This window comes from Lawsonibacter asaccharolyticus, assembly GCF_022453915.1.
In the GTDB taxonomy this organism is placed as follows: domain Bacteria; phylum Bacillota; class Clostridia; order Oscillospirales; family Oscillospiraceae; genus Lawsonibacter; species Lawsonibacter asaccharolyticus.
On record NZ_CP091870.1, the window covers coordinates 1,615,667 to 1,637,201 of the forward strand.

At 59.6% G+C, this 21,535-nt stretch carries 25 protein-coding genes and 1 tRNA gene; 9 read left to right on the forward strand and 17 right to left on the reverse strand.

Annotated elements, in window-relative coordinates; all coding sequences use genetic code 11:
- Window positions 1–7 precede the first annotated feature (7 nt).
- The 5 genes from L9O85_RS07730 to ruvC form a co-directional block, all read right to left on the reverse strand.
- Complete coding sequence (locus L9O85_RS07730) at window positions 8–379, reverse strand: DUF6054 family protein (protein ID WP_256181893.1); 372 nt, start codon at window positions 377–379, stop codon at window positions 8–10.
- Between the two features lie 176 nt (window positions 380–555).
- Entirely contained in the window at window positions 556–915 is a 360-nt protein-coding gene (locus L9O85_RS07735; protein WP_050624875.1) for a DUF6054 family protein, read from the reverse strand.
- Between the two features lie 24 nt (window positions 916–939).
- The gene (ruvA, locus tag L9O85_RS07740) at window positions 940–1,548 is read right to left on the reverse strand and encodes a Holliday junction branch migration protein RuvA (protein ID WP_050624876.1); all 609 of its coding nucleotides are present in this window, start codon (window positions 1,546–1,548) and stop codon (window positions 940–942) included.
- Window positions 1,549–1,622: 74 nt separating this feature from the next.
- Window positions 1,623–2,075: a hypothetical protein gene (locus L9O85_RS07745; RefSeq protein ID WP_133248312.1), complete on the reverse strand. Its 453-nt coding sequence runs from the start codon at window positions 2,073–2,075 to the stop codon at window positions 1,623–1,625.
- 60 nt (window positions 2,076–2,135) lie between these two features.
- Complete coding sequence (gene ruvC, locus L9O85_RS07750) at window positions 2,136–2,657, reverse strand: crossover junction endodeoxyribonuclease RuvC (RefSeq protein ID WP_050624878.1); 522 nt, start codon at window positions 2,655–2,657, stop codon at window positions 2,136–2,138.
- A gap of 263 nt (window positions 2,658–2,920) precedes the next feature.
- Here ruvC and L9O85_RS07755 point away from each other — a divergent pair, with 263 nt between their 5' ends.
- Window positions 2,921–3,424 carry an RNA polymerase sigma factor gene (locus tag L9O85_RS07755; RefSeq protein WP_157954752.1) on the forward strand — a complete coding sequence of 168 codons (504 nt, stop codon included), beginning with the start codon at window positions 2,921–2,923 and terminating at the stop codon, window positions 3,422–3,424.
- Window positions 3,417–4,304, forward strand: a complete 888-nt coding sequence (locus L9O85_RS07760) for a hypothetical protein (protein WP_301578361.1) — start codon at window positions 3,417–3,419, stop codon at window positions 4,302–4,304. The genes L9O85_RS07755 and L9O85_RS07760 overlap by 8 nt, the downstream gene beginning before the upstream one ends.
- Window positions 4,305–4,336: 32 nt before the next feature.
- Here L9O85_RS07760 and L9O85_RS07765 read toward each other — a convergent pair whose 3' ends face one another.
- The 12 genes from L9O85_RS07765 to L9O85_RS07820 all read right to left on the reverse strand — a co-directional run bounded on the left by L9O85_RS07765 (window position 4,337) and on the right by L9O85_RS07820 (window position 15,220).
- Window positions 4,337–4,585, reverse strand: coding sequence for a hypothetical protein (locus L9O85_RS07765; protein WP_301578362.1), 249 nt, complete (start codon window positions 4,583–4,585; stop codon window positions 4,337–4,339).
- 96 nt (window positions 4,586–4,681) lie between these two features.
- The gene (gene abc-f / locus L9O85_RS07770) at window positions 4,682–6,205 is read right to left on the reverse strand and encodes a ribosomal protection-like ABC-F family protein (protein WP_301578363.1); all 1,524 of its coding nucleotides are present in this window, start codon (window positions 6,203–6,205) and stop codon (window positions 4,682–4,684) included.
- Between the two features lie 324 nt (window positions 6,206–6,529).
- On the reverse strand, window positions 6,530–7,411 hold the full coding sequence (xerD, locus tag L9O85_RS07775; protein ID WP_050624883.1) for a site-specific tyrosine recombinase XerD: 882 nt from the start codon (window positions 7,409–7,411) through the stop codon (window positions 6,530–6,532).
- A gap of 42 nt (window positions 7,412–7,453) precedes the next feature.
- Window positions 7,454–8,077, reverse strand: a complete 624-nt coding sequence (locus tag L9O85_RS07780; protein ID WP_256181905.1) for a hypothetical protein — start codon at window positions 8,075–8,077, stop codon at window positions 7,454–7,456.
- 288 nt (window positions 8,078–8,365) lie between these two features.
- Window positions 8,366–9,787, reverse strand: coding sequence for a thioether cross-link-forming SCIFF peptide maturase (gene scfB / locus L9O85_RS07785; protein ID WP_108981182.1), 1,422 nt, complete (start codon window positions 9,785–9,787; stop codon window positions 8,366–8,368).
- Window positions 9,788–9,883: 96 nt separating this feature from the next.
- A complete protein-coding gene (gene scfA / locus L9O85_RS07790) occupies window positions 9,884–10,030 on the reverse strand; it encodes a six-cysteine ranthipeptide SCIFF (protein ID WP_077138769.1) in 147 nt (48 codons plus the stop codon).
- 94 nt (window positions 10,031–10,124) lie between these two features.
- Window positions 10,125–10,544 carry a TIGR04086 family membrane protein gene (locus tag L9O85_RS07795; protein WP_050624886.1) on the reverse strand — a complete coding sequence of 140 codons (420 nt, stop codon included), beginning with the start codon at window positions 10,542–10,544 and terminating at the stop codon, window positions 10,125–10,127.
- Between the two features lie 115 nt (window positions 10,545–10,659).
- Window positions 10,660–10,932: a preprotein translocase subunit YajC gene (gene yajC, locus L9O85_RS07800; protein WP_050624887.1), complete on the reverse strand. Its 273-nt coding sequence runs from the start codon at window positions 10,930–10,932 to the stop codon at window positions 10,660–10,662.
- Between the two features lie 133 nt (window positions 10,933–11,065).
- The gene (locus L9O85_RS07805; RefSeq protein WP_050624888.1) at window positions 11,066–11,731 is read right to left on the reverse strand and encodes a TIGR03936 family radical SAM-associated protein; all 666 of its coding nucleotides are present in this window, start codon (window positions 11,729–11,731) and stop codon (window positions 11,066–11,068) included.
- The gene (locus L9O85_RS07810; protein ID WP_050624889.1) at window positions 11,724–13,568 is read right to left on the reverse strand and encodes a TIGR03960 family B12-binding radical SAM protein; all 1,845 of its coding nucleotides are present in this window, start codon (window positions 13,566–13,568) and stop codon (window positions 11,724–11,726) included. Before L9O85_RS07810 ends, L9O85_RS07805 begins: the two co-directional genes overlap by 8 nt.
- 20 nt (window positions 13,569–13,588) lie before the next feature.
- The gene (locus L9O85_RS07815) at window positions 13,589–14,209 is read right to left on the reverse strand and encodes a site-2 protease family protein (protein ID WP_256181913.1); all 621 of its coding nucleotides are present in this window, start codon (window positions 14,207–14,209) and stop codon (window positions 13,589–13,591) included.
- Window positions 14,210–15,220 carry a M23 family metallopeptidase gene (locus L9O85_RS07820; RefSeq protein WP_301578364.1) on the reverse strand — a complete coding sequence of 337 codons (1,011 nt, stop codon included), beginning with the start codon at window positions 15,218–15,220 and terminating at the stop codon, window positions 14,210–14,212.
- Between the two features lie 114 nt (window positions 15,221–15,334).
- Here L9O85_RS07820 and L9O85_RS07825 point away from each other — a divergent pair.
- From L9O85_RS07825 to yaaA, 7 genes are all read left to right on the forward strand, one after another.
- A tRNA-Pro gene (locus L9O85_RS07825) sits at window positions 15,335–15,411 on the forward strand.
- Between the two features lie 162 nt (window positions 15,412–15,573).
- Window positions 15,574–16,797: an AAA family ATPase gene (locus L9O85_RS07830; protein ID WP_108981180.1), complete on the forward strand. Its 1,224-nt coding sequence runs from the start codon at window positions 15,574–15,576 to the stop codon at window positions 16,795–16,797.
- 12 nt (window positions 16,798–16,809) lie between these two features.
- Window positions 16,810–17,463 carry a hypothetical protein gene (locus L9O85_RS07835; RefSeq protein WP_108981179.1) on the forward strand — a complete coding sequence of 218 codons (654 nt, stop codon included), beginning with the start codon at window positions 16,810–16,812 and terminating at the stop codon, window positions 17,461–17,463.
- 387 nt (window positions 17,464–17,850) lie between these two features.
- Complete coding sequence (locus L9O85_RS07840; RefSeq protein ID WP_256181920.1) at window positions 17,851–18,714, forward strand: hypothetical protein; 864 nt, start codon at window positions 17,851–17,853, stop codon at window positions 18,712–18,714.
- Between the two features lie 232 nt (window positions 18,715–18,946).
- Window positions 18,947–19,981, forward strand: coding sequence for an alcohol dehydrogenase (locus L9O85_RS07845; RefSeq protein WP_301578365.1), 1,035 nt, complete (start codon window positions 18,947–18,949; stop codon window positions 19,979–19,981).
- A 54-nt stretch (window positions 19,982–20,035) separates the two neighbouring features.
- Window positions 20,036–20,737, forward strand: a complete 702-nt coding sequence (locus L9O85_RS07850; RefSeq protein ID WP_346015840.1) for an alpha/beta hydrolase — start codon at window positions 20,036–20,038, stop codon at window positions 20,735–20,737.
- Window positions 20,734–21,492, forward strand: coding sequence for a peroxide stress protein YaaA (gene yaaA, locus L9O85_RS07855; RefSeq protein WP_301578366.1), 759 nt, complete (start codon window positions 20,734–20,736; stop codon window positions 21,490–21,492). Before L9O85_RS07850 ends, yaaA begins: the two co-directional genes overlap by 4 nt.
- Window positions 21,493–21,535 lie beyond the last annotated feature (43 nt).

A 21,535-nucleotide genomic window follows, 5' to 3' on the forward strand; every position in this document is an offset into this window, starting at 1 on the left:
GGCGGACTCAGCCGGTGAGCTGGTCCGCCAGTGTCCTGATCCAGTCCATCGTCTCATCCACTCCGGCTATATCAGCATACTGGTGGGACGCGCCTGGGACAACGGACAAAAACAGCCTGCCGTCCCGGCCCGCCAGCATCATGGTCAGGGTAAGGCGGTAACCTCTTGAATGAGTATAAATATATTTCTCATACACCCGGAAGGCGCAGCGGACGCCATCCCGCCGGCCGTCCCACTGGCCCGCCAGGGTCACCGTATCCTGCATTTGGATCAGGTTCCACACCACATTGGTCCGCATGTCCATGATCCCCCGGTGCAGATAGTCCAGCACCTCATCAAAGTCGTAGACTCCCGGTATGTTCCGCTCCAGCTTCTTCATCGTCCCCTCCTGTCCCGGCCGCCCACGGGGCGGGCCTCGCCGCAGCTCATGCCACTGCGGTCTCCAGCGCGGCAGAGGAGCCGCCGTCCATCACTGCCCGGTCGATCAGGGTCAAAACCTGTCTAAAATCGCCGCGGAAGTGTTTTTCATATTTGGCCGCCGCGTCCCGGCACCCTTCAGCCTTTCTCCAGGACCCTCATCCCCTGGAACATGTTTGCGCCGTCGGAAAAAATCTCCAAAAATTTGTCCTCACCCCAGTGAATGGAGATCCCCAGACCGCCCCCACGCCCGGCAGCGGAGATAGCGGATGCGAAGGTATCCCCGCCGTCATTGACCAGGGTGAGCGTCAGGCTTAGATAGTTGTCCCCCATCAGACTGTATCGCTCATACACCCGGACGGCAACCCGGGCACGTTCAGAGGAATAGTCGCTGCTCCCCGTGCATTCCCCGTGGTTTTTGGTGAGATGGGTATGGAAATACTGCAGGATATCGTTAAAGGAATAGCCGCTTGGAAACACACATTCAAACTTGGCCATTTCCCTGCACCTCCAGTCGGAACTTTACCCCTTCATCATCTTCTTCAGCGCCTGCTTAATGACCTCTTCCAGGGTAAGGGCGTCCAAGTCGATCCCCTTGAGCGCCAGGTTGATCTCCCCCTGGGAGTAACCCAGCACCGCCAAGGCGGCGGAGGCCTCAGACAGCTTGTTCTCCGGGATGACGGTGACCCCGGTGCCTCCATAGGTCTCCCCCGCCCCGTTGATGGTCTGGCCCTTGGCCAGCTTATCTTTCAGCTCCAGGATGACCCGCTGGGCGATCTTCTTGCCGATGCCCTGGGCGCAGGTGAGGGCCTTCTCATCCCCGGTAATGATAGACAGAGCAAGGTTGGCCGGGGTGCTGGCCGACAGGATGGACAGGGCGGCCTTGGGGCCCACGCCGGAGACAGAAATGAGCTGCTGGAACAGGTTCAGCTCCTCCTGGGTGGCGAAGCCGTAGAGCTCCATGGCATCCTCCCGCACGTTGAGATGTGTAAAGAGTTTTCCCTTATCCCCCTTCTTCAGGGCGGACAGGGTATAGCTGGTGGTGCGGCAGGCATAGCCCACTCCGCCGCAGTCGATGACAGCCAGATAGGGCTCGATATGGGTCACGGTTCCACTGAGATAATAAAACATAAGATAGGACCTCACATTAGATCAGATAGGAGTTATGAGATATGGATGCGGTATCCAGCTCCGCCGGACACAGTTCAGACAGCCGCTCCAGGCGCCGGCTCCTTGAGCAGGTATCGGAATTCTCCGCTATAATAGAGCTCCAGCCGAAACTCCAGGCAGCGGCCGGTCAGGTTGAGAAAGCCGTCCAGCTTCACCTGGCGGTACCCGTAGGTCTCGTCCATAATGTCCAGCGTCCCCTGAGGGTATGTCTTCAAAAAATCCTCCACCGCCATTTTCCGGCCGGTAAAGGGCCCTCGGTTTCCGCAGAGGACGCCGCGGTACTCCATTACATAGGCGTGGGAGCTGTCCCAGTCTACCCCAGTGATCTCCACATCCCCCTGCACCTGGTCGAAGGGCTCTGTTGTCTCCACATAGCCGTACTGGGTGACCAGCCGCAGGGTATCCCCCTCCAGCCGCACCTCCAGAATATAGGCGTCGTGGAGACTGTAGGGCAGGTCTGGGGCGGGCTGCTTTACGATGACAGGCATGGGTCCCATCCTTTCCGGGAGTCAAGTCCCCCTGGTCCTATCTCCTGATCCGCTGTTCTTTCATCGTGTGTCGTATTTCATGGGGTCAAAGACCCGTTCGGTGTTCAGGAGGCTGGTGGCGGCACGGCCGTGGCAGATGGCCAGGGCCAGGGCATCGGCGGCGTCGTCGGGCCGGGGAACCTGCTTCATGTTCAGCAGGCGCTGGGTCATCAGCATGACCTGCCGCTTGTCGGCCCCGCCGTAGCCCGCCACAGCCTGCTTCACCTGCATGGGGGTGTACTCAAAGACGGGGACCCCCAGCCGCTCCGCCGAGAGGAGGATGACCCCCCGGCCGTGGGCCACCGCGATGCCGGTGGTGATGTTTTTGGTGAAGAACAGCTCCTCCACCGCCATCTCGTCCGGGTGGAAGGTGCGAATGAGCTCTTCCATGTCGTCAGAGATCTGGAGCAGGCGGCTGGACAGGGGGATGCCCGGTGGGGTGGTGATGACGCCGTATTGGACCAGCGTGTTTTTCTGACGCTCCGCACGCACCACCCCGAATCCGATGGTGGCCACGCCCGGGTCGATGCCTAAAACGATCATGGGCCCCTCCCGCTTCCATACATACGAAGTAAGTGTATCATGTTTTTCTCCAAATGGAAAGACTGTTTTCACTTTCCCTGTCTCTTTCGATACCGCGGCACACTGGGCGGCTGTCGGGAGGCATGGGAAGAGGCACTCCCTTGCTTTCCCGGCGGGTGTATGGTACAACGGAAAATGGGATGGGGGCTCTGGAGAAAAAAGTCTGCTTCCACCGTGACATTTCCCCCTGCAAAATGGAGTATTATGCGAAGGGAGGTCGTGATATGGCAGAGCAACCGCTGAGCCCGGAGGAGGGATTCGCCTCCATCCTGGAGCGGTACGAAAAAATGGTGTACGGCTTCGCACTGGCTCGGACCGGCAGCCGGGCGGATGCGGACGATGTGTTTCAGGAGGTATTTCTGGCCTATTTCCAGTGCGGCAAACATTTCCGGGAGGAGGAGCACCGCAGGGCCTGGCTCCTGCGCACTACTCTCAATTTCAGCCGCCGGGTGACCGCCTCCCCCTGGCGGAGGCGTGTGGTCCCCCTCTCGGAGCGTGCGGATGCGCCGGTGCAGTTCCAGACCCCGGAACAGACCGGGCTCTGGTCCGCCCTCTCCTCTCTGCCAGACGGGCTGAGGGTCCCCCTCTACCTGTTCTACTTTGAAGAACTGTCCACCCAGGAGATCGCGCGGCTCCTCTCCCTCCGCCCAGGCGCGGTGCGGATGCGCCTGTCCCGGGGGCGGGAGCACCTGCGGGAGCTGCTGAAAGGAGACTATTTTCATGAATGACCCCATCTTTTCTCAGATGAAGGAACAGCTCATCCCCAGCCCGGCGGCCCGGGCCGCGCTGGAGGAGGGGCTCTCCTGGCCTGTCCGCCGCCCCGTCCACCGGTGCCGGTACTGGGTGCTGGCCGCCTGCCTCCTTCTGGCGGCCGCCCTGCCGCTGGGACACGCCCTCCTCTTTCCGCCCCTCCACAGCTATGTGACGGTGGAGGAAGCGGCGGGGCAGGAACAGGACGCCAGTACCCAGGAGGCAGCCCCCCGCCCCGGCCTCATCATCAGCGAGAGCGGACTTGGACCGGACACCCTCCCCGCAGAGGAGGGGGAGCCGTACGACCTCAGCCGGCTTCCCGCCTCCGCCCAAGACGGCGGCTACCCTGCCCAGCAGCTGCCCAGTGCGGAGGGAGAGACCTCTTCCGATGCCGACACAGGAGAGGGCGCCCTGCTCCTGGAGCGCCTGACTCGGGAGATCCAACGGGAATACGGCAACGGCACCTACCCGGACTGGTACGGCGGCGGCTATCTGGACAGCGCGGGAGATGTGGTGGTCCTGCTGGTCCAGGGCTGCGACACACAGGCCCTGCGCAGTCAGGTCCGGGACTGGGCCGGGGGCGGGGTGTCCTTTGCCAGGGCCCGCTACTCCCTCGCCTCCCTCACCAAGCTCCAGGAGCAGATCTGTGCCCAGCCCTCAGTGAAGGCGGTGCTGTCCTCCTGCGCCCTGGACGAGGAGAACAACCGTCTGGTCCTGTCCCTCACCAGGGCCGACGATGAGGCCCTGTCTGCACTGGCCGTGCTGGACCCCAGGGACGACGCCGTCTATGTCCAGGCGGCCGCTCCAGCCTCTGCGGAGTCAGGCACCGGCACCGCCTGCCCCCGGGCCTCCCGCTAACTGCGCTCTGGACCGCCCACTTTCCCACATCGTCAGGGCTCCCCGGCACTGCCGGGGAGCCCCTCTGTTATGCAGATATCGGCCACCGGGCCCAGCCGGATCGGCGGAAGAATTTCTCCAGCTGGCCTCTGTCGATGGTCACGACAACGCTGGAGGAAAATCCGATGGTGATGGTGGAACTTGATTGACCTCCCTATGCGCAGCAGCCCCATGAGGACCAGCAGGATCCCAACCAGGATGGCGGCTATGGACATCAGCATCTGAGGCAACAGTCTTTCCACACCCATTCCTGCCTTTTGCCCTGACTCCCCCCTCTCCCGTGGCTGCCAAGTCTTCTCCTGCCTCTATACGTGCAGGGGATGGAAAAACTGCAAATCTTATTTCATATCTTTGTCTGTTTTTTCCAGCCCGCGCTCAGGCAGGGACACCCGCCGGGTGGCCACCCGCTCCCGGAACGCCTCGTCGTGCTCCACAAACAGCAGGGTGGGCCGGTACTCCAGCAGCAGCTCCTCCATCTGGATACGGGAGAACAGGTCCACAAAATTCAGCGGCTCATCCCAGACATACAGGTGGGCGCTACGGCACAGGCTGGCCGCCAGCAGGACCTTCTTCTTCTGGCCCGCGCTGTACGCACCCATTTCTCCCTCAAAGGCCGCCCTGGGGAAGTCCAGTTTGCGCAGGATGGTCATAAACTGGGTGGCGTCTATCCCCTCCTCCGCCGGGAAGTCCCGAAGGGCTCCCTGCAGATGGTCCACCTCTTGGGAGACATAGGAGATCTCCAGGCCAGAGGCCCGCCGCACGGTCCCCGTGTGGGGCACTTCCTCCCCCAGGATCAGCCGGAGCAGGCTGGTCTTGCCGCTCCCATTCCTCCCCTCCAGGCACAGCCGCTCCCCCTGGCTCAGGGAGAAGCTGACCTCGCCGCACACAGGCCCGTCTCCGTAGTCGATGGAGACGCGGTCCAGCTCCAGCAGGCGGGCACTGTGGAACGCCCGGGGGGCCAGCTTCAGGGGCTCGGCCCGCTCCACGTCGTGGAGCAGAGCCGCCTTCTCCTGGATGGCAGACTCCTGCCGGCTCTCCAGGCTCTTGGCCCTCTTCATCATCTTGGCCGACTTGTGGCCCACATAGCCCCGGTCGGGGCGCAGTCCGGAATTTTTACTGGCGTATTTGGTCTTTTCCACCTGGTCGGACCAGGCAGAGGTCCGGCGGGCCGCCTGCTCCAGTCGGCGGATCTCCCCCTTCAGCTGCTGGTTCTGGGCCTGCTCCCGCCGGTCCCGGTCCTGCTTCTCCTGGTACCACACGGAGAAATTTCCCTTCACCAGCTCCGGCCCCGTCCGGTTCAGGGCCAGCACATGGTCCACGCACCGGTCCAGAAACGCCCGGTCGTGGGAGACAAGCAGGAAGCCCCGGCGGCTGTGGCTGAGATATTGGGCAAGCAGCTCCCGCCCCTCCTCGTCCAGGTGGTCGGTGGGCTCGTCCAGCATGGGCCAGCTCCCCTCGTCCAGAAACAGGGCGGACAGGAGCACCCGGGTCTGCTCCCCTCCGCTCAGGGTGGAGAAGGTGCGCTCCAGCACCTCCTCATCCAGCCCCAGCAGGGACAGCTCCCGGACCCGCTGCCACTCCTCTGCCTCCGGTGAGATATCCCGCAGCACCTGGGACACCGGGACCTCCGTCTCCCGGACGGCGCAGGGGAACCGGCGGCAGGCCAGGCCCCCCGTGCGGATCTGCCCCCGGTACTCCAGCCCGCCCTCCAGAAGGCGCAGCAGGGTGGTCTTCCCCCTGCCGTTTCGGCCCACCAGCCCCAGCTTCCAGTCTGTGTCCAGCTGTAGGTCCAGGTCCTCAAAGACCGGCTCGCTGCCGCCATCATAGGTAAAATACAAATGTTCGATTCGGATCAAAGACACTGTTCTGCCTCCCTTTCCGCCCCGCCGCCGGCGGGGCATATGAAAAAAGCCGCAAGAAGGCGCACCTTCTCACGGCTTTGGCAGACGATCCACAGCCGCCCCCCTGGGGCAGCTCCATACGAACAGCCGGAGCGGGAAGACAACACCCTCTTGCTCAGGCATGACAGAACCGGGGCTTTTCAGGCCCCTCTCTCTTCCATCATGCGGTTCAGCAAGCGGCATTGCGCATTTTCCCGCCTCCATTTCTTCTAGATTCCCATGCAGTGTAGCACAGCGGAGCCGCCCTGTCAAGCAAAAACCAGGACGAACTGCATCCGGCCTGGCTCATGCTCTGGGGTGGGCCTTCTGATAGACGTCCTTCAGCTTGTGGTTCAGCATCCGGGAGTAGATCTGAGTGGAGGAGATGTCCGCGTGCCCCATCATCTCCTGGATGGAGCGCAGGTCCGCCCCGTTCTCCAGCAGGTGGGCGGCGAAGGAGTGGCGCAGGGTGTGGGGCGTGATGTCTTTCTGGATGCCGGCCTTCTCCTGGTAGTATTTGATCAGCTTCCAGAAGCCCTGGCGGCTCATCCGGTCCCCGCTCATGTTGACGAACAGCGCCGTCTCGTCCGGCTCGTTGATGAGCTGCGGGCGGACGTTGCGCAGATACTCCTCCAGCGCCCGGATGGCGGCGGGGTAAAGGGGGATGACCCGCTCCTTCCCCTTGCTGGCACAGTGAAGCACCCCGGCGTAGAGGTTCAGGTCGTCCACGTCCAGCTCGATCAGCTCCGACACCCGGATACCCGTGGCGTAGAGCAGCTCCAGCATGGCCCGGTCCCGGTACCCCTTCAGGTCGCTGCAGTCTGGCTGCTCCAGAAAGAGCTCCACCTCCCGGCTGGTGAGGATCTGGGGCAGCTTGCGCTCCACCTTCGCCGCAGTCACGTTTCGGGCTGGGTTGCTCTCCACCAGTCCCCTTGACAGCAGGCAGTTGTAGAAGGACTTGATGGATGCCACGGACCGGGTCACCGTGGCAGCGGATTTGCCCCGCCGGGTCAGGCCCCGGATATAGTCCTCCACGTCCCGGGGCAGCACCTCGTCGAGCGGGACGTCCCGTTCCTCCATCTCCTGGGCAAACTGATGCACGTCCCGCAGATAGGAGCTCACCGTGTTGGCCGAGGCCTTCTTTTCAGTTGTCAGATAGCTCTCATAGTCCTCCAACAGATTCGACACACACAAAACTCCCTGATTCCAGATTGCGGGCCCTCCCGCAAGTCACAGCACAAAGCGGGCCGAAGCCCCCACCAGCACCGGAACGATGCTCAGCTCCAAGATCACACACAGCATGACTGCCCCGCCGCACAGCGCGCAGCGGACCCCGTAGGCAGTGTCATAGCTGAGGGGATAGCGGCTGTCCCCCGTCACCCGCCGCAGCAGGCCGTAGGCCCCCAGCATCCCCTGGGCCCCCAGCACGAAGAGGGCTGGCGCCCACAGCAGCGCCGGCAGCCCGAACAAGAACAGCGCCGGGATCAGCCCCGCCCCGCCGAACAAGCGGCAGAAGCAGGCCACGGAAAAGGAAAATAAAAAGCCCCGCACGGCAAACAGCACTGGCAGTCCGATCACCCCCAACGCCGTGAATCCCATCAGCAGGGCCGCCAGGGGAAAACGCATCTGCTCCCACAGCACCGCCCAAAAGCCCGGGGCTCCCTCAGTCCCGTCCTGGGCCAGCGTCAGATAGGTCTGGAGATAGTCGGACAGGGCGCTGCCGCCCGCACCATTCACCATGCCGCCCAGCAGGCAGCCCGCGCCGCCCCCCAGCAGGAACGCCATACCCAGCACCGCCATCGCGGCCAACGTCCCAGACGGCACATCCAGCATGATCTTTCCCTGTCTCCCCATGGCGCTCACCTCAGTGTCAGCCTATGAGGCGGGATAAAAAAATAGAAGCGGGGAACCCTTGGATCCCCCTACCGAATCTGAATTTATCCTTAATATACCGCTCGGCGCCCGTTTCCGCAAGGGGTTTTGAAGGATTTGTGAAAATTCGTCATTTCCGTCAATACTTTATGTCAACATGATTATGTAAACTTTGTTGACCAAAGAAGGCGGGCCAGTGTCTGCTGGCCCGCCTTCTTTCTAAATATAGTGATTTTGTACCGTCAGGCACCGCAGATGTTGTGTTTCCTGCTATTCCGCGCAGGAGCCGCACAGACTACAGTCCGTATTATTACATTCTGTATTCTCCGTCTCTCCCATCCCGGCCGCAATGGCACGCAGGGCGATGGCGCACTCCAGCCGCTTACGCTCCATTTCGCAGGCTACCGCATTGGGCTTTTTTATGTCGCCGTTGACAAGCAGGTTGGAGGCGGAGCAGCCGCCGCTGCAATAGAAGCGGGCCCAACAGTTCCGGCAGTCCTCCCGGGTGTAGATGTTCAGCTCCGCGAACTTCCCGGAGATGTCCATATCGAAGTCCCCGGAGCGGACATTGCCCATCCGGTACTCCTCCCTGCCCACAAACTGGTGACAGGGATAGATGTCCCCATCAGGAGTGATGGCCACATACTCACAGCCCGCCCCGCAGCCCCGCAGCCGCTTGATGACGCAGGGCCCCTGAGCCAGATCCACATTGAAGTGGAAGAAGTTCACGTCCTTCCTCCCCTGCAGCTGCCGGGCCAGCTTCTCGTATTCTGCCTCCACTGCGGGCAGGTCTCCCTCCTTGATGGCGAAGGGGTCGTCCAGCGGTCCGCTGGCCGGTTCCACCGAAACATGGCGGAAGCCCAGGGAAGCCAGGTGCTCCACGTCGTCGGCAAAGTCCAGGTTCTCCCGGGTGAAGGTGCCCCGCACATAGTAGTCCTTGGTCCCCCGCTGAGAGACCAGCTGCTGGAACTTGGGGACGATCACGTCATAGCTCCCCTTCCCGTTGACAGTGGGGCGCATGTGGTCGTTGACCTCCCGCCGGCCGTCCAGGGAGAGCACCACGTTAGACATCTCCCGGTTGATGTAGTCGATGGTGTCCTGGTCCAGCAGGACACCGTTAGTTGTGATCGTAAAGCGGAAACACTTGTCGTGCTTTTCCTCCAGGGAGCGGGCGTACTCTACCGTCCGCTTGACGGTGTCCAGCGCCATCAGCGGTTCCCCGCCGAAAAAGTCCACCTCAATGTTCCGCCGCTTGCCCGACTTCTCCACCACCCAGTCGATGGCCCGCTTGGCGGTATCAAAGTCCATGGTCATGCGGTGTCCGGTACCGAAGTCGCCAGTAGAGGCAAAGCAGTAGCGGCAGCGCAGGTTGCAGTCGTGGGAGACATGCAGACACAGTGCCTTCACCACCGCCGCCTTGGGCAGGGCCATGGCGGCAGCCGGGTCGATGTAGTCGTCATCTGAGAAGAGCAGCCCCGCCCGCTGGAGCTCCAGCAGCTCCGTCCAGGCCTCGTCCAGTTCCCTGGCGTCGTACTGAGAGAGGCGGTCCTTCAGATCCTGGGGACAGGCATCTCCCATGGGGCCCTCCACCAGAGAAAGCAGGTCACAGCACAGCTTGTCCAGCACATGGACCGCCCCGCTGTTCACATCCACCGCCAAGTTCCGGCCCAGCGCGGAAAATGTGTGTACCATAATGATATTCCTCCGAATTTGCAAAGATTGCGGCCGATTCCAGCCGCGAAAAAAGGGCAGGCTGACGCCCGCCCCTTTCCGGTCAGGATGTTGTCCTTACTTGTTGTCGTTCTCGCACTTCTGATTGGCGACCGTGCAGGAAGTCTTGCAGGCGGACTGGCAAGAGGTCTGGCACTCGCCGCAGCCGCCGTGGGCTGCGCTGTTCTTCAAAGTGGCTCCGTTCAGAGTCTGGATGTGCTTCATCGGAATCTTCCTCCCTAATATGCTGTCATAGGGCGGAGCATGGCCCCGCCAATATGTATGGTAGGATTATACCATACACAGGCCGGGATTTCAATCATCTTCTGCGTTTTTTCTTTGGTTTTCCCCCCAGTACGCCCGCCAGGGCGCCGCCGCAGCCGCAGGAGAGCAGCAGTCCCAGCCCGCCGTTGCGCAGATCCGCTGACTCATAGAACAGGAAACCGGCAGTGAGCAGCAGAAGGAACAGGATCAGACCTGCCCCGAAGCCCATCAGCAGGCTCCTGCCCCGGCCCTGACGGACGGCCAGCAGGCCGCCGGCGAGAGCCCCCAGGGCACAGGCCGCCATCACTGCGCTGTCCATCATCCCCTGCCCCAGCCAGCGGTTGGACACCGCCAGCGCACACAGGAACAGGATGGCCACCGCCGTCAGAAACGCCAGTGCGCCCCCCTTCAGCATCCCGCACATGGTCCCCAGCCAGGGGCTCTCCGCCTCTTCCCGCTTTCCTTTCGTTTTCACAAAAAACACCCTCCCCGCAAGTTCCAGGTATGGAATCTTATGCGGGAAGGGTGCTTGTCATGCCTGTCATTTCTGCCCCAGGGCACAGCAGCCCGGAAGCACGGCACGGAGTCCTTTACTTCGTGGTCTCGGAAGTCTGGGCCCCCTTGGTGGACACGGCCCACTTGGTGAATTCGATCCGCACACGGTCGGCACCGGTCTCGATAACGATGGTGTTCTCCTTCACAGCACAGATGGTGCCGATGATGCCGCCGATGGTGGTGATCTCGTCCCCAACGGTCAGAGAGTCCCGCATGGCCTGCGCCTGCTTCTTCCGCTTGTTCTCCGGGCGGATCATAAAGAAGTAGAGCAGCGCAAACATCAGGACTAACAAAACAATGCTGTACATCCCACTATCCAAGGTAGATTCCCTCCAAAAATTCGGTAGTGCTGCCAAAAGGCGTCTTTGTCATTATACCTGTTTCCCCTTCGGTTGACAAGCCTTTTTTGCAAATTTTCTCAAACCTGGTTTTACACGCCGGTCAGCGGAATTCCTTTCCCTCCCCGTCCAGCACCGCACGGCGGTGGAAGGTGACGAAATCCGGCTGGAGATCTGGGTAAGTCTCGCAAAAAGCCGCCCGGATCAGTTCTGGATTCAGTCCCGGGTTCTGGGCCGCCAGCACCGCATCCAGGGTCATGGTGTCCCGCTGCACCTCCAGGTTCCAGCTGTAGATCAGAGGGATCAGGTCCACCTCGGTGAAGCCGGCCTTGGCCTTCTTCGACTTCTTCCGCACCACCAGGCTCTCCTGCCCCAGCAGGCGGCTCAGGGCGGTCTCTGCCTCCAAAGGCCGCCCCTCCTCGTACTCCATATTGATGATGTAGTTGACCCGAGACAGCTCCTTCACCGGCCGCTGGGCCGGATAGCAGCTATGGATCACGATGCCCTCCGGCATGGCGGCAGTGAGCCGCGCCGGCACCTCCTCATAGGATGCGCCCCCCACCAGCCCGAACTCCAGGATCTCGCACTGGCTGGAGTAGCCCACTGACAGAGGCAGCGCGATGGAGACGAAGGGGTGGGGATTGAAGCCCTCCGTGTGCCTGATCTGGATGCCGGAGCGGAAAAAGGCCCGCTGGAAGGTGCGCATCAGGTCCAGATGGGAGATGTACTTGGCTCTCCCAGTCTTGGAGAAGAGCAGGCGGTCAGCCATTGCACACCCCTCCTTTCAGCAGACGGTTGGCCCCGCAGCCGGAACAACGGGTGCGGCAGTCCGGGGTTGTCTGGGACTGGTAGCACAGCTCCCGCTCATGCCACAGGAAAGCGGGGGTCACCATGGGGTCGATGCGGCACCAGGGAAACACCTCGCTGCGCGGCCGCTCCCGGTGGGCGTAGAAGTCCCCATCCAGCCCGCAGGCCTCCAGGGCATCCATCCACCGCTGGTAGTCGAAATACTCGCTCCAGGAGTCGAACTTGGCCCCATGCTGCCAGGCCCACTCCAACACGTCGGCCAGGCGGCGGTCCCCCCGGGAGAAGATAGCCTCCAGATAACTGGTCTGGGGGTCGTGCCAGTTGTAGGTGATGGACTTGTCCCGCTTCAGGGCGTCCCGCAGCAGGCCCACCCGCCGCTGGTACTCCTCCACGGGGATCTGGGCCTCCCACTGGAAGGCCGTGTGGGGCTTGGGCACGAACCAGGAGGTGGACACCGTGATCCGCACCCCCCGCTTGGGGTTGGGAGTGTACTCCCGCCAGGCGAAATAGACCTTGCGGGCCAGATCCGCGATCCCCAGCACATCCTCATCAGTCTCGGTGGGCAGGCCCAGCATGAAGTAGAGCTTCACGCCGCTCCACCCGCCGGCGAAAGCGGTGCGGCAGGATTGGAGCAGGTCCTCCTCCCGCAGGTTCTTGTTGATGGCGTCCCGCAGCCGCTGGGTCCCCGCCTCCGGCGCGAAGGTGAGGCCTCCCTTCCTCACCCGCTGGAGCCGCTCCATCAGATTCATGGAGAAGGTGTCCGCCCGCAGGGAGGGCAGTGAGAGCCCGATGTCCCGGGGGGCGCAGTAGTCCAGCAGGTCATCGCACAGCTCCAGCAGGCAGGGATAGTCGGTGGAGGACAAAGAAGACAGGGTCATCTCCTGATAGCCGGAGTCCTCACAGGCCGCCTTTCCATACTCTGCGAGCTGTTTGGGGTCCCGGCTGCGCACCGGGCGATACACGTATCCGGCCTGACAGAACCGGCAGCCCCGGATACAGCCTCGGAACAGTTCCAGCATCACCCGGTCGTGGACGATCTCTGTAGAGGGGATGATGGTCTTCACCGGGAAATAGGACTTGTTCATATCCTCCACCACCCGCTTGCGCACCAGCTCCGGCGCGCCGGAGCCCTCCCGGATGCGCATCTCCTCCAGGGTTCCGTCGGGGCGGTAGACCGGCTCGTAGAAGGAGGGCACATAGATGCCCGGGATGCGGGCCGCCTCCCGGAGTAGCTCCTCCTTGGTCCAGTCCTCGTCCCGGGCCCGGCGGTAGAGGGCGATGTACTCCAGGGTGACCTCCTCCCCCTCCCCCAGCACGAAGAAGTCCACAAAGGGGGCCAGGGGTTCTGGGTTATAGGCGCAGGTCCCCCCCGCCACCACCAGCGGGGCCAGGTCCCGCCGCTCCTCCGAGCGCAGAGGCAGGCCCGCCAGATCCAGCATGTTCAGCACATTGGTGTAGGCCATCTCGTAGCCCAGCGAGAATCCGATAATGTCAAAGTCGCACAGAGGATCGCCGCTCTCCAGGCCGTACAGCTGGATGCCCTCCCGGCGCATCTCCTCCTCCATGTCTCCCCAGGGAGCAAAAGCCCGCTCGCACCACAGGCCCTCAACCTGGTTCATGGCCCCATACAGGATACGCATCCCCAGGTTGGACATACCGATCTCATAGGTGTCTGGAAAGCAGAGGGCATACCGGGTGTCCACCTGGGCCCGATCCTTCACCACCGCATTATATTCTCCGCCGGTGTAACGGGCGGGCTTTTGTACTTTTGGCAGAATACGCTCCAGTGTCCGGTTCATGATGTCCCTCCAGGTAACTCTCATTTCGAGTGCAGGAACCATTTTACCCGTTTCTGAAGCCCTTGACAAGACCTATTTCTTCCCTTTTTCCCCTCTTTTTCTTTTGCCAGCAGCCAGAGCGCCACCAGGAGGAGGGTAAAACTGCCTCCCCAGCCGATCAGGAGCACGCCCAGCGCCAGCAAAAAGGCGATGAGGACCCGGTCCAGGACCGCCTCCGCCTCCTCCGCAGCCGGCCCGATGGACATGGACAGCAGACAGTGCAGCGCCCGTCCCCCGTCCAGCCTGCCCACTGGAAGCAGATTGAAGCAGCCCAGCGCCAGATTCAGCCCGGCGAAGAGGGCCCCGCCCTCTGCCCGGCAGCACAGCCAGGCCGCCGCCAGGTTGGCCGCCGGGCCCGCCAGCGCCGCTGCCAGCTCCCCCGGATAGGACATGGGCCGCTCCATCTGGATCTCCGCCCCCACAGCCGTCAGCCGCAGGCGCCGCACCGATCCGCCCAGCCCCCAGATGGCCGCCAGGTGGCCAAGCTCGTGGAGCGCGCACCCTGCCAGGGCCGGGAGCAGGAGCCCCTGCTGGTCCGCATAGTTGCACCAGGCCATCAGGAACAGGAATCCGGGCGTGACCGTGATCCTCCCCCGCCCCACTCAGACGGCCTGCTTGTAGTCGATATAGTATGCCGGGTCCAGATGGGTCCCCGCGTATTTCAGCTCCAGGTGCAGGTGGGGACCAGTGGAGTTCCCTGTGGACCCCACCTCTGCCACCTTCTCCCCCGCGGACACGGTCTGTCCCGTGGTCACACAGATCCTGCTGCAATGTGCGTAAAATGATTTGATGCCGTTGCCGTGGTCGATTTGGAAATACAGTCCGTGGTCGTCGTTCTCCCCCACATACTCCACCGTGCCTGCGGCGAATGCCAGAATGGGGTCCCCCTGATAGGCGCCGATATCCACTCCGTTGTGAAATCTGTATTCTCCGTCAATGGGGTGGTCCCGGTAGCCGTAGGTGGACCAGAGGGGGCCGAACACCGGGGTCACGGTCTCCAGGTCCCCCAGGGAGATCTGGTCCATAGTATAGTTGGCCGGCAGCTCCGGGCCGTTATAATTGGCTTTCAGCAGCACCGTTCCCACCGCAGGCGCTGCCGTCTGGGCCTGCGGTGTCTGCTGGGCTGCCTCTCCCTCCGCCTGCTCCCCCGGCAGCCAGCTGTCGGGCACCCGGTCCAGCCGCAGATAGTGGGCGGTGAGCTCCGCCATGTCCGGCCGGCTGTTAAGGAAGCGGCTCTCCTCCTCCACCCCGCCAGCCAGGGCGGGAGATGCCTCTCCGCCGGAGTCCTGCCCGGACCCGAACACCTGGATGCAGAACTCCCCGATGTCTCCCAGCACGGAGTCCTGCTCCGCCAGCGACTCACCCAGGTCGGAAAATGCCGCCCGGAAATCAGTGTTGGAGCCGATCAGCGCCAGGATATCCTCCCCCAGCTGGTCCAGCCGCTGGGGAAAGACTCCCTTTCCGATGAACACGGTGAGGAACAGTGCCAGACACGCCAGCAGCTGGACCAGCCGGACACGCTCCCTCCTGCCGCTCTCCTCCTGTTTCCCTGTGCGCCTCCCCTGCGCGGCCGGTCTCCTCCGACGCGTCGCCTGTGTGGACTGGCTGTACATAGATGCCCCTCCCTGTCCTGTTTGATGGATACCCCCAATCTATTCCGAGAAAAGATGCTATATTCCTCTTGACAGATCTTAGAAAAGAAAATATAATAGATAAGCTAACTGCATCGGGGTGTGGCGAAGTTTGGTATCGCGCTTGGTTCGGGTCCAAGAGGCCCCGGGTTCGAATCCCGGCACTCCGACCATGGGTGAGTCCTTATAGGACTCACCCATTTTTTATTTAGACATTGGGAATGTTATATTTGAAAACTCTCACTTAATATGCTATTATTCTGTTAATAATAGTAGTATACTTTGTAGTCTGTCGCGACATAACAACTGTAAAATATATTTGCGAGGTAAGTGCTATGGGAAAAATTCTTGGAATCGCCATAAAAAACTACGGGTCGCTTAAAGATATTAAAATGGGACAATTGTATTCGGGACAGACAGGTGTACCGCTCGGCAATATGGTTGCGATTATTGGCCCTAGTGGAAATGGAAAAAGCACATTAGCTGATGCCTTCGGTTTTATTGCTGATGCACTTACAACCGATGTTGAGAGTGCTTGTGATGCTAGTAATCGGGGCGGATATGACAAGCTTGTTTCGCAAGGAAGCAATGGCCCTATACACTTTGAAATCTATTATAAAGAGAATAGTAATTCTCGTCCAATAACATATGAGTTGACAATCGGAAAAGACAAATATGATAGGCCTTATGTAAAGGACGAAAGGTTGCGTCAACGTAGACCGGGAAACAAAAGTGGTCGGCCTTTATCGTTCTTGTACCTCATCGATGGAAAAGGGTATGCATTTGAAGGCGCTGAAGGGGGGCAAGACGACGAAGGAGTCGTAACCGGAAGTAAAGTAGATGTCGAATTAAGTGATATCCGTAAGCTGGGAATTGTAACGCTTGGCGCAATGAAGCAATATTCAAGAATAGAAAAGTTCCTGACATTCTTAAAGAGCTGGTATCTGTGTTATTTTACTCCCGATACTGCAAGACAAATTCAGACAGCGGCCCCTGCTCCGTATTTAAATCGTACAGGGAGCAACCTGAATAACGTGGCGCAGTTTATGTATCGTGAGAATCCTGGTGATTTTAAGAGAATTCTCACGAGCATTCAAACAAAAATTCCTAATATAAAGAAAATCGAACCTGTAAAACTTAAAAACGGACAAATGGTACTAGAATTTTGGCAAAATGGATTTAATGAGCCCTTTTTTTCCCAGCGAATGTCAGATGGTACCTTGAAATTGTTTGCTTATTATATGCTCTTGCATGAAAAGAATCCCCGCCAATTAGTTTTTATCGAGGAACCTGAAAATGGCCTGTACCATCAATACTTGGCTGATTTGGCTATTGAAATGTCAAAAAATGTAGGAACAGGATACAATAAGCAGCTATTTGTTACGACGCATAGTCCATTTTTTGTTAATGCACTTTCGCCAGAACAAGTCTGGGTCTTAGATAAAGGGGCAGACGGCTTTTCGACTATAAAGCGCTCATCTGAATATGATTTTGTGAGTGACTTGGTTCAAGAAGGCGCATATATTGGCGACTTGTGGAATGATAAGTACTTTGGCTGAGGAGGAATGCATATGCATTTTCAGTATCTTGTTGAAGATCAGTCAGGTGCTGCGCTTATTCGAATTTTGATGCAAAAAATCGTGGAGCTTTACCCAAATGCAACGTATGATTGCAAAGGTTTTCGAGGGATCGGTGGATTCACAAGAAAAAATACGATAAAAGAAACAAAAACAGGAAAGTTACTCAACGATTTAGCAACATACTTGCGCGGCTTTGACAGAAGCCTTCAAAGTTTTCCTTCTGTAATCATTGTTGTCTTAGATAGCGATGATCACGATGTGCAACAATTTCGATCTGAATTAGAAGCTGTCGCAATGCAGAACATGATAAAGATAGATCATGTGTTTTGCCTTGCGGTTGAAGAAATTGAAGCATGGCTGCTGGGCGATAGGCATGCACTTTTGTCCGCATATCCTCATGCAAAAATGCATGTATTAAATACTTATGTTCAGGATAGCATATGTGGAACTTGGGAAGTACTCGCTGATGCTGTCTATCCGGGTGGAACTTCGAAGTTATCCAGAGAGCATGCCTCCTTTATTGAAATCGGAAAGTTGAAAGCTGAATGGGCGCAAAATATAGGAATACATATGGATTTGAAATCGAACGAATCGCCGAGTTTCAATGATTTCATTCATGAGATTGAAAGGCGCCTTGTTTCATAAACCCTCGTCATAAAGGTACTCAACGGGTCTAATATTTCAAAAGTAACATGCACAATGCCGCCCGTTGTCCTGTTTGGGCGGCGTTGTTCTTGTCATTTTAGATTTTTAGAATAAATACCTCTTTCCGACTGCCAGCAAACCGTTGATATATCTGCGTTTTCTGAAATCCTATAATTACACTCCGACCAAATTGGAAAGACCGTCGACGTTTGTCGGCGGTCTTTTGCTATGCCTGTGTGCATGTGGAATGGTAGGAATATTCATAACTGGAAATCCTATAACTACACTCGAAAGCAAAATTGAGTGACAGGATTTTTAATAAATGATATACCAAAAGTAACTCTATGAGATTCTTGATTTTAAAATTTGAAAGAGGAGAATATAGATATGGATATAGAGTATTTTTTCTATGTCGATGATAGCACTCTTCAGCATCTGCGTCCGGCCACAAGCGATGAGCGCAAGTGGTATCACTCATTAGCACAGGAGCTGGGCCCCTATCAGAAGAATATTGACCGTTTTCAGAGGGTAGAAGATCGATTTTCTGCATTAGCGGAAATCCTGGAAGCCCCTGAAAAAAACGCCGCAAAGTTAGAACGTAACGCAAAGGATGCTGTGGCAAATTTCTTGTACTCTTTCAACGAGTGTCTTGATCATTGGAGAACCTATATAGTCAGAGCTTATGGCGAGGGATCCAACTATTTTTCCGCTTATCAAAAGCTGACCACGCTTGCCTTCGATACTTACGATGAGTATAAAATTACATATGCCCTTCGAAATTTCCAACATGTAGACGATGTTTTTGACGGTATATCCGTGCGTTTAGGCATGCCCGCGCAGATATATGCACATCGTCAACGGTTGCTCGACAACTCCCGCTTTACCGCTCCCCAGCGCGCCGCTTTTACCAAACTGGAAGAGTGCTTCGATTTGTTCCCGATTTTTAAAACAGCAAAAGAACAACTGGAGCAGATCGAAAAGAAGCTGATGTTTTATACAGTGACTCCAGAACAAGAAAATAAGGCTATTGACGCCTTGAAATTTAAAGAGGAACTCTGCGGGCCGCACGGAGTGCTGTTATTGGGAGAGCTTTTAGATCCAAACGGAAATGAACTCGAAGCAACAGACAGCACCATCATAAAACTAGCGCAGGAGCAGTCAGAAGCCTCTCTGTCCTATCAGGATGAAATTCCTTGGGGAGTCTGCAGATTACTGCAGCTTTTTCAGGGAACAAACTATCAGGACATTTGACCAAACTGCCTGACGGCCTTAGTTCCTCTCAGGTTTTATCATCACATGTCCCCTGCCGCTCCCCCTAACTTCCCGAGTTGCTGTTTTTCTCTTCCTGAGGTATAATGGGCAGGCCGGGCGGCGCTGTTAGGGCGCGCCCTGGGTTCCGGCGCGCTGTGTGACATGGGCACCGGCACCTTCTCTCCGATCCGGCGCCGCCTTCATCCATCTCAAAACACAGGAGGTCTGATCCATGCTCGCCTACACCTATCTGGAGCGGGGGAAATTCGCCCTGCTGGACAAGCCAAAGCCGGTCCTGCTGGACCCTGGGGACGCGGTCGTCCGGGTCACGCTGGCCAGCATCTGCACCAGCGATCTGCACATCAAGCACGGCTCTGTTCCCCGGGCGGTACCCAGCGTCACGGTGGGACACGAGATGGTAGGCGTGGTGGAGGAGACAGGCCCGGACGTCCGTACCCTCCGCCCCGGAGACCGGGTGGCCGTCAATGTGGAGACCTTCTGCGGCTCCTGCTTTTTCTGCCGACACGGCTGGGTCAACAACTGCACCGATCCCAGCGGCGGCTGGGCCCTTGGCTGCCGCATCGACGGCGGGCAGGCGGAGTATGTCCGGGTCCCCTATGCCGACCAGGGGCTGACCAAGATCCCTCACGCCGTGACGGACCGGCAGGCCCTGTTCGTGGGGGACATCCTGGCCACCGGATACTGGGCCGCTCAGATCTCCCAGATCTCACCGGAGGACACGGTGCTCGTCCTGGGCGCCGGCCCCACCGGCCTGTGCACTCTCCAGTGCGTCCTGCTGGAAAACCCCAGGCGGGTCATCGTCTGTGAGCGGGACCCCCAGCGCCTGGCTTTCGTCCGTGCCCACTATCCTCAGGTGCTGGCACTGGAGCCGGAGGGGCTCCGGGAGGCGGTCCTGGCCCACAGCGCCCACGGAGGGGCGGATGTGGTGCTGGAGGTGGCGGGCAGCGAGGACACCTTCCGTCTGGCCTGGGAGTGCGCCAGGCCCAATGCGGTGGTGACGGTGGTGGCCCTTTACGACCGGCCGCAGCTGCTCCCTCTGCCCGACATGTACGGCAAGAATCTCACCTTCAAGACCGGCGGGGTGGATGGCTGCAACTGTGCCCAGACCCTGGACCTGATCGCCGCCGGGAAGCTGGACACCACTCCCCTCATCACCCACACCTACCCTCTCAAGGACATCGACGCGGCCTACCAGCTCTTCGAGTCCCGGCGGGAGGGCGTCATCAAGGTGGCCATCCAGCCCTGACGCCTCCCCAGCCATCCTACGACAGATCGCTCCCCAGGGAGCGGGAGGAACCTTATGGATACCATGACTCTGACTCTGAACCACGCCTCCGTCCCCGCTGTCCTCTACGGCTTCCCGTCCCCTCAGGTCTGGCTCTGCCTCCACGGCAAGGGCGGCCGCAAGGAGGAGGCCGAGTCCTTCGCCCAGGTGGTCTGCCCCAAGGGCTGGCAGGTACTGGCCATCGACCTGCCCGGCCACGGGGCACGGTCCGGCGGGCCGGAGCTCTTCACCCCCTGGCACGCTGTCCCCGAGTTGAGAGACCTGCTCTCCCTGGCCGGACAGAAGTGGAACCGCCTGGCCCTCCGGGCCGTCAGCCTGGGGGCCTGGTTCTCCCTGCTGGCCTTTCAGGACCGCCCCCTGGACCGAGCCCTCTTCGTCTCCCCGGTGCTGGACATGGAGCGCCTGATCCAGGAGATGATGTCCTGGGCCGGGGTGACCGAGTCACGCCTGGAGGCCGAGGGAGAGATTTCCACTGAGTTCGGTGAGACCCTGTCCTGGCCCTATCTCCAGTACGTCCGCGCCCACCCTGTCTCCCGCTGGGAGACCCCCACCCGCATCCTCTGGGCCCAAAAGGACCATCTGGTGCCCCGGGACACAGTGGACCGCTTTGCCCGCCGCTTCCGCTGCTCCCTGACTGCGGCGGAGGGGATGGAGCACTGGTTCCATACCCCGGAACAGCTGGCGGTTCTGAGGCAGTGGGAGGAGGAGAGCACATGAAGATCCTCATCTCCCCCGCCAAAAAGATGCGGACCGACACCGACACGCTCTCTCCCCAGGCCCTGCCCGCCTTTCTCCCAGAGACGGAGCGCCTGCTCTCCGCTCTGCGTTCCCTGTCCCGGCAGGAGCTGAAGCAGCTGTGGCGGTGCAGCGATGCCATCACTGATCTGAATGTGGAGCGGCTGGCCCGCATGGAGCTGGAGAAGGGCCTCACCCCCGCCCTGCTCTCCTATCAGGGCATCCAGTATCAGTACATGGCCCCCGGCGTCTTTGAGACCGGCCAGTTCACCTATCTTCAGGAACATCTGCGCATCCTCTCCGGCTTTTATGGCATGCTCCGCCCCTTCGACGGCGTGACGCCCTACCGCCTGGAGATGCAGGCCCGTCTGTCGGTGAACGGCTGCCCTGATCTGTACGCCTTCTGGGGAGACAGGCTGGCCCGAGCGCTGGCCGGAGAGGCCGGCTTGGTGGTGGACCTGGCCTCCCAGGAGTACAGCCGGGCGGTGCTCCCCCACCTGCCCCCCTCTGTGGAGGTGCTCACCTGCACCTTCGGCGAGCTGCGTAAGGACGGCCGGGTGGTGGAAAAGGGCACGCTGTGCAAGATGGCCCGGGGGCAGATGGTCCGATGGATGGCAGAGCGTGGCGTCCGCCGGAGCGAGGAGCTGAAAGACTTTCAGGATCTGGGTTACCGGTATGACGCCGCCCATTCCGGGCACGATCACTATGTCTTTCTCAAGGAAAAAGAGGAATTTTGAACATACTGGAAGCTGGGATGGCTGAAAAACGACCGGGTTTGGC